The 6,737-nt window shown below is 38.0% G+C and carries 15 protein-coding genes; all 15 read left to right on the top strand.

What is annotated here, in order from left to right:
* The first annotated feature begins 144 nt into the window (after positions 1-144).
* On the top strand, positions 145-537 hold the full coding sequence (locus C5471_RS22410) for a hypothetical protein (RefSeq protein WP_133815847.1): 393 nt from the start codon (positions 145-147) through the stop codon (positions 535-537).
* Positions 538-581: 44 nt separating this feature from the next.
* On the top strand, positions 582-707 hold the full coding sequence (locus C5471_RS24960; protein ID WP_278250191.1) for a hypothetical protein: 126 nt from the start codon (positions 582-584) through the stop codon (positions 705-707).
* Between the two features lie 78 nt (positions 708-785).
* On the top strand, positions 786-977 hold the full coding sequence (locus C5471_RS22405; RefSeq protein ID WP_133812557.1) for a hypothetical protein: 192 nt from the start codon (positions 786-788) through the stop codon (positions 975-977).
* Position 978: 1 nt separating this feature from the next.
* Positions 979-1,230, top strand: coding sequence for a hypothetical protein (locus C5471_RS22400; protein WP_133812556.1), 252 nt, complete (start codon positions 979-981; stop codon positions 1,228-1,230).
* Positions 1,231-1,242: 12 nt separating this feature from the next.
* Positions 1,243-1,998: an ERF family protein gene (locus C5471_RS22395; RefSeq protein WP_133812555.1), complete on the top strand. Its 756-nt coding sequence runs from the start codon at positions 1,243-1,245 to the stop codon at positions 1,996-1,998.
* Positions 1,988-2,671 carry a YqaJ viral recombinase family protein gene (locus C5471_RS22390; protein ID WP_133812554.1) on the top strand — a complete coding sequence of 228 codons (684 nt, stop codon included), beginning with the start codon at positions 1,988-1,990 and terminating at the stop codon, positions 2,669-2,671. The genes C5471_RS22395 and C5471_RS22390 overlap by 11 nt, the downstream gene beginning before the upstream one ends.
* Complete coding sequence (locus C5471_RS22385) at positions 2,662-2,865, top strand: DUF1317 family protein (RefSeq protein WP_422630938.1); 204 nt, start codon at positions 2,662-2,664, stop codon at positions 2,863-2,865. The genes C5471_RS22390 and C5471_RS22385 overlap by 10 nt, the downstream gene beginning before the upstream one ends.
* A gap of 426 nt (positions 2,866-3,291) precedes the next feature.
* Positions 3,292-4,137: a phosphoadenosine phosphosulfate reductase domain-containing protein gene (locus C5471_RS22380; protein WP_133812552.1), complete on the top strand. Its 846-nt coding sequence runs from the start codon at positions 3,292-3,294 to the stop codon at positions 4,135-4,137.
* Positions 4,138-4,179: 42 nt separating this feature from the next.
* Complete coding sequence (locus C5471_RS22375) at positions 4,180-4,632, top strand: zinc-finger-containing protein (RefSeq protein ID WP_133815848.1); 453 nt, start codon at positions 4,180-4,182, stop codon at positions 4,630-4,632.
* Positions 4,629-5,150 (top strand): hypothetical protein, encoded by a 522-nt coding sequence (locus C5471_RS24070; protein ID WP_207627441.1) that lies wholly within the window; start codon positions 4,629-4,631, stop codon positions 5,148-5,150. The genes C5471_RS22375 and C5471_RS24070 overlap by 4 nt, the downstream gene beginning before the upstream one ends.
* Positions 5,150-5,332, top strand: a complete 183-nt coding sequence (locus C5471_RS22365; RefSeq protein ID WP_133812550.1) for a DUF7167 family protein — start codon at positions 5,150-5,152, stop codon at positions 5,330-5,332. The genes C5471_RS24070 and C5471_RS22365 overlap by 1 nt, the downstream gene beginning before the upstream one ends.
* A gap of 261 nt (positions 5,333-5,593) precedes the next feature.
* A complete protein-coding gene (locus C5471_RS22360) occupies positions 5,594-5,842 on the top strand; it encodes a hypothetical protein (RefSeq protein WP_133812549.1) in 249 nt (82 codons plus the stop codon).
* Positions 5,843-5,854: 12 nt separating this feature from the next.
* On the top strand, positions 5,855-6,163 hold the full coding sequence (locus tag C5471_RS22355; RefSeq protein ID WP_133812548.1) for a hypothetical protein: 309 nt from the start codon (positions 5,855-5,857) through the stop codon (positions 6,161-6,163).
* The gene (locus C5471_RS22350; RefSeq protein WP_133812547.1) at positions 6,160-6,411 is read left to right on the top strand and encodes a hypothetical protein; all 252 of its coding nucleotides are present in this window, start codon (positions 6,160-6,162) and stop codon (positions 6,409-6,411) included. The genes C5471_RS22355 and C5471_RS22350 overlap by 4 nt, the downstream gene beginning before the upstream one ends.
* A gap of 21 nt (positions 6,412-6,432) precedes the next feature.
* Positions 6,433-6,687 carry a hypothetical protein gene (locus C5471_RS22345; protein WP_133812546.1) on the top strand — a complete coding sequence of 85 codons (255 nt, stop codon included), beginning with the start codon at positions 6,433-6,435 and terminating at the stop codon, positions 6,685-6,687.
* Positions 6,688-6,737: the final 50 nt, after the last annotated feature.

The raw sequence follows: 6,737 nt of genomic DNA, 5'->3' as shown, positions 1-6,737 counted from the left end.
TGCTTATCAAATACGTTTCTCTATTCAGTCAAGAATAAGAAAAGTAGCAATATTACAGCAAGATAATGAATATTTCGCCACGCAGGGGAAAATAGGGAATTACTGGCAGGGAAGCTAATTATTAATTAAATAGAGGACTAAACAATGTCAGACAATAAAAAACACATGCACGCTGATTTAATGCTTGAATATGCGCTCGATGCTTCGAGAACTGATGAACCTTGGTTGTTGTGGGAACAATTATGTCCTGATGAAGAATGGAGAACTTTTCGTTCAAATCCGGATTGGAACATTAATTCTCTGTATCGCCGCAAGCCGGAAATGATCACGATCGGGAAAGTCAGTTTTCCAAAGCCGATTGATTATGAGCTAAAAGAGGGGCAAAAATACTATGTGACGGGGTGGTCAGGCTCAGTAAATTGGAAATGTGACGAAATGGACATCGAGTTATTAGAAAATGGCAGGATTCATCTAACAAAAGAAGCGGCTGAAAAGCATCATGATGCATTAATTAAAATAAGCCGTGGTGAGTTTTAATAACATGTAGTTTTAAAGCCAGTGGAGGGCTAAAGGGGTATATCATGAAAATAAACAAACAACTTTTCAATCTAGCTCAATGTGAAGCTTATATTGCTCGTCAATTGATGAGCAATATAAATTGGTCAATAGCTATGAACTATTTGAGATTAGCATATGAATATGATTAAAGAATGGCTCTTCGCTATGCTCTATCCCGTCTGTTTAGTTCTCTTTGCAACAATTATTTTAATCTTCATGAGGTAATTATGATTAAGATTCACTGCGGTTCTTTTAAAAATAAACATACGAAAAATGGTAATGAAATTGAAATAGACAAGAATGACGGGGGTATTTCAATTCAAGGTGATATTAACGAGATACTTAACTCAACATGTCTTTGTTTCAACGAAGTAAAGGAATATTTCAAAAACATGGGTTATAAAATCGAGGCTTTATAATATGAGTCCATACGCCGTTTATGATGAAATTGAAGAAAAAAGGCTGGAAGAGGAGCATTACAGGGAAGTTATATTAGAGCAAGAAGGCATGGACGCAGAAACTATTTACAATAAACTTCCACTTGAATCAACTAAGCTATTCTCAGACATAACAAATAAATATTTTGGCAATATATTTGAAGATAACATTGAAGCGATGAATTTGCTCAGTGATTTTTTATACGAAGTTTGTTTGTTAAAAACCCAAAAATAAGAGGAATCTATTATGAATCAAGAATTAGTTCGTCACGAACACAGCGAAACAGTGACTGCTAATGCGCCCATGCGATTAATTGAAATGGCCGTATCTTCAAATGCTGATATTGATAAGCTTGAGAAGCTCCTGGACTTACAAACAAAATGGGAAGCCGGGCAATCAAGGAAAGAATTTTTAGATTCGATGGCTTCATTCCAAAGCGCCCTACCAACAATTAAGAAGTTAAAAAGCGCAGACTTCGGCAACGGAAAAGCAAAATATAAATACGCATCACTCGATGATATTTCGGAGCAGATAAAACCCTATTTACAACAGCATGGTCTCTCATATCGCTTTGAGCAAAAGATGGAAAACGGAGTGATAACTGTTAAATGCATTGTTAGTCAACGCTCCGGGCATCAAGAAGCGTGCGAAATGTCATCAACTCCCGACACGTCGGGCGGCAAGAATAATATTCAGCAATCAGCATCGGCTATCACTTATTTGCGACGATATACATTGACAGGCGCGCTGGGGATAGCAACAGCTGACGAAGATATCGACGGTCGTTTGCCGGGGCAAAAATCAGACGAACTAACTCAATCAACAAAAGAAAATATTGATAAGCACTTAGAGTCAATGAATAAAACGTGGAAAGACGATTTATTGCCGCTATGCTCAAAAATATTCAATCGTGAATGTATTGCTGTTGCCGATATATCAGAATCAGAAGCAATAAAAGTGCTTGATTTCTTGAAAAAAAAGGCGGCTGAAAATGGTCAGTAATGAGTTAGTCGTGAGCAAAACAGGGATTGATTTACTCACAGTTGAGCAAGGGAACTGCGACTGGCGCAAATTAAGATTGGGCGTAATAACGGCATCGGAAGCCGGAAAAGTGATATCAAAGTCACGTAGCGGTACAAAATGGACTGACACTAAGCTGACATATTTCTATACACTAATGGGTGAAATTTGTACAGGGAGTGCACAAGAAATAAATGCTAAAGCATTAGCATGGGGGAAAAATTACGAAGAATCAGCAAGAGCAACGTTTGAGTTTGTTGCTGATGTTAATGTCACGGAAGCATCAATTCTGTTCAAAGATGAATCGCTAAGAACGGCGTGCTCTCCAGACGGGCTTTGTAGTGATGGGCGAGGGCTTGAACTCAAGTGCCCTTTCACTACTGCCGTATTTATGAAATTCCGCTTGGGTGGTTTTGATGCCATTAAATCTGATTATATGGCTCAAGTTCAATATTCAATGTGGGTTACTGGCAAAACTGAATGGTACTTTGCTAATTATGACCCGCGCATGACGAGAGAAGGAATTCATTATGTCATCGTCGAGCGTGATAAAGATTTTATGCAGCAATTCGACGACCTAGTTCCCGATTTTATAGAAAAAATGGACGAATCATTAAATGAAATCGGTTTCAAATTTGGGGATCAATGGAAATGAAACACTCGCACGATAATATACAAGTTGGAAAGATTTATTGCCCGTATTCCAGCTTTCACAAAGGCTGGTTAATTCCGGGAGGGAGAATAACTAGAAATCCGTTTACAGCACTTAACGCTGCTGAGGAGAAAAATAATTACATTAAGTCTCTTGAAGATGAATTAAATAAACTTGTGATACAACAATCCAAATAAGGATAATTATGATATATGGTGAAAAATTTAATGGCGACCCGTGCCCACATGGGCACACTCTAAGATATGTCTCAAACGGTAGCTGTGTTCAGTGTCGTAGTCGTAAAGATAAAAAAAGGAAAAAGCAAAAAAGAGAAATCGATAAAAGAGTAAAGTGCGACGACTTTACTCATAGCGTATTTATTCTTGGAAATCCTGAAAAATAACTATTTAATTCAATGAGGTGATTTATGGCTGTGAAGTTAGAAATTCTTATCTCGTTTAATGAAGACTTAAATAAGCATCATGTCGAATATTCAACTGCATTTACTTCATGCAGCACGCATGAAGAAAGACAGATTCTTACGGAGTTAAGAACTAAATTATTAGGCTCAATGGACAATGAATATATCAGCAATCGTTATGTTAATTAAATAAGAGCATCTTATGATCAATGTCGTATCAATTTCGGGCGGCAGGACATCGGCATACCTCGTATATTTGATGGAGCAGCGCCGCAAACAGGGTGAGGATGTCCGCTATGTGTTTATGGATACAGGAGCGGAACATCCATCTACCTATAAATTCTTGCGTAACGTCATCGGTTTTTGGAACATTCCACATCATATTTTCATCATATTGCAAGCAGAGATGAACCCTGAATTGGGAAAATCAAACGGTTACAAAGTCTGGACACCGAACGACATTCAGACAAGGATGCCGATATATAAGCCGTTCATGGATATGGTTAAAAAATACGGCACGCCCTACATTGGCGGCGCATTTTGCACTGACCGTTTGAAATTACGACCGTTCCGCGATTACTGCAATGACCATTTCGGGCGCGGCAATTATCAAACATGGATAGGCATTCGTGCAGATGAGCCACGACGATTGACAAAGAAAGAGGGTGTCAGTTATCTCGCAGATATCAGTGACTTCGATAAACAGGACGTTCTGGATTGGTGGAAAACGCAGTTATTTGATTTAACCATACCAGAACATCTTGGTAATTGTGTATTTTGTATAAAAAAGAGCAGTAAAAAATTAGGATTGGCATGTCGAGACGAACCCATCATAAAAATGGTTTTCGAGGAGTATTGCATTAAGAGTAAACATGTCCGTGACGGGCACAGAAAGACGCCCAAAGAAATTATGTACCGAGGGAACCTATCATTAGATGGAATAGCGACGATGTATTCCAATGCAGATTACCAAAATCTATATCAGGAAATGATCGCAGCCAAACGTTTTGATACCGGTTCATGCTCTGAATCTTGCGAAATATTTTAACTCCACCTATTAACTAATAACCAGCCATTGGGAGGATTAATCATGGAAAAAACACCGTGGAATCCATGTCAAAAAGCAATACTTAAAGTAAAGAATCCCCTTCCCCCGCCAGATATTTGTAACTATTGTGGCTCATCAGTAAAAATAGCAAGTCACAAAGAAATATATGATGGTAGAAGTTTCGGAAATTGGCCATGGGCTTATTTATGTAATTGCTGCGGTGCATACGTCGGTATGCACCCTTTTACTAATATTCCTTTAGGCACTCTCGCTGACGCTGAAACTCGCAATGCACGGAAGCAATGCAAGCCATATTTTGAGAAGTTATGGAAATTCAACGGCGCTACTTTTAGTCGCAAGGATGCTTATAATTGGCTTGCAAATAAATTGGGAATCAAAACAAGTGAATGTCATTTTGGCTGGTTCGATATTGACACTTGCTATCGAGCTAAAGAAATTTGTGAAAATATGATTATCAATAAGAGGTCATTATGAGCAATACAGAGTCTTTAATATCCGCATGTCAAGAATTAGCAAGAACTGCGAATTGTGATGATTATTTAATTTTGAATGAGATTGCAGATAAATTGAAATCAATGCTTAATATAGATTGGAATTTCACAGAACATCCTGACGTCAAAGTCGGAGAAGAAATTAAGTGCTGGGCTTATGTTGAAAAAACCATTCGAAGATTTGATTATTGTGATATTGATGAAAATGGAAAAGTACAATACTACTATAAACCCGCTGAATTAAAATATTTTGTTACTGTTTTAGTTTATCAAAATAAACCTACACCAACGGGCGAAAATATCTATTCATGGGAAGACAGCAAGGAAGATATTCCTGACTGGGCCGCGCAAAATGAAGGTTGTGACTGGTTTCATAGCGTAGAATGGGTTAAAGAATATTATCATCCCGAATATGAATATTATCATGGTGATATAGAAGAAAATGAAAAAGTGTTAGCGTGGGCTGAATTTACTTATCCAGCTTCGCCGGAAATTAAATAATGAGCAAACAAATGATACTTAAAGCACAGACAAATACGATCGGCTCTCTGAGTCAAGTAGAGCTGGATATAACAGAAACAGAATGGAAAGGAATGACAGATGAAGAGCAGCAACAAATAATTAATGAATCTCTATCTACTGTTGTTGATATTTGGGTCGAGGTGGAAGATGATGATGAATGATTATCTCTGTCATCACTTTTATTTTATTTGGAAACGAATGTTCAAGCGATATGTGATAAATACTCTCATGTATCGCGGAGCTAGTTTATCAGAAGCAAAAGAAATTGCTGAGTGCGAGATTGAAGCATATTCAAGAAATGATAAGCATTGGAAATATCCCACGCATCGAATTATTTGCAAGAGAAAAAATTCAGGGATGGCATACATGGGGAAATGAATCCCCAATTAATAATATTGAATTTATACAGGAAATAAAATTACATGAAATTCGTTAATTGGGGTGGAAGGTCTAAAGTTGTTACGTATTTTGGTATTGAGATGTCAGTCCCTTCTTGGGCGAAATATATTGCCGCTGATGTTGATGGAGACGTGTATTGTTATCGTAATCAACCACGTAACGATAACAGATGGTGGGATGTTCAGGGTGATGGAAGTGTTTATTGGTTAAAAATTTGTAAAGTGGAATTCGAGAATGATGAATGCTGGTCAGATTCTTTGGTTCGTGTGTGAATGGGAAATGAGATGAAAATAGTTAATTTGTGTGAATTATTTAAAGAAGTCGAGTATTTCGACATTAAAATATCGGTGCCTTATTGGGTGGAGTATATTGCTGCGGATAAGAACGGCGAGTTGTGGGGGTATCAGTGTAAGCCTCTACGGGCGGAACTTCGTAACGGTGGATGGTGGGTATATGATAATGATGAAGAAGAAGGCGTCTATCGTCTCGAAATAGGGAAAGTGGAGTTTGGCGACAATGAGCGTTGGAAAGATTCTTTAGTGAGATTCTGGAAAAATTCTTCTGTGAATTTGATTGGTGAGGATGCGCAATGAAAATAATCACGACATCTTTTGAGACTAAATGTGTGTCTTATTTCGGGATTGATTTGGAAGTTCCCACCTTTGTAAATTACTTAGCCGCTGACGCAGATGGTACTCTTTTTGGGTATTATTTTAAACCTGACGTCGACTTAGGATTTTTTAATGTGTACGGTGAGAATGTCGAATTGGGCGTGGTGGAATTTGACGGTGACGAGAATTGGGAAGATTCTTTAGTGAATTTGATTGGTTTGTTTGAATAGTGAAGCCGCGAAATGAGAAAGATGTCAGTAAAAGAAAATAACAAGCTTGTGGTGTATTTTGGCATCGAGATACTGGTCCCACACTGGGTTGAGTACTTAGCCGCTGATGAGTTCGGCGACGTTTATGGATTTAGTCATCTTCCTAAAATAAACAACATCATTAGTGCGTGGCATTTGAGTCCGTTTCTGGGACGCACAATCGAGCTAATGTCGATTTTATTCGAAGATGAACGATGGGAAGATTCCTTAGTTAAATTAAAGGGTGATGGAAAATGAAATTGCAAACCGTGTTTGAATCGTATTTTGTAACAAGTTATTCGTATTTT

The organism is Photorhabdus tasmaniensis (assembly GCF_011189505.1).
Taxonomy (GTDB): domain Bacteria; phylum Pseudomonadota; class Gammaproteobacteria; order Enterobacterales; family Enterobacteriaceae; genus Photorhabdus; species Photorhabdus tasmaniensis.
Note: the sequence above shows the minus strand (reverse complement) of the source record. Positions and strands in the feature narration are given on the sequence as shown.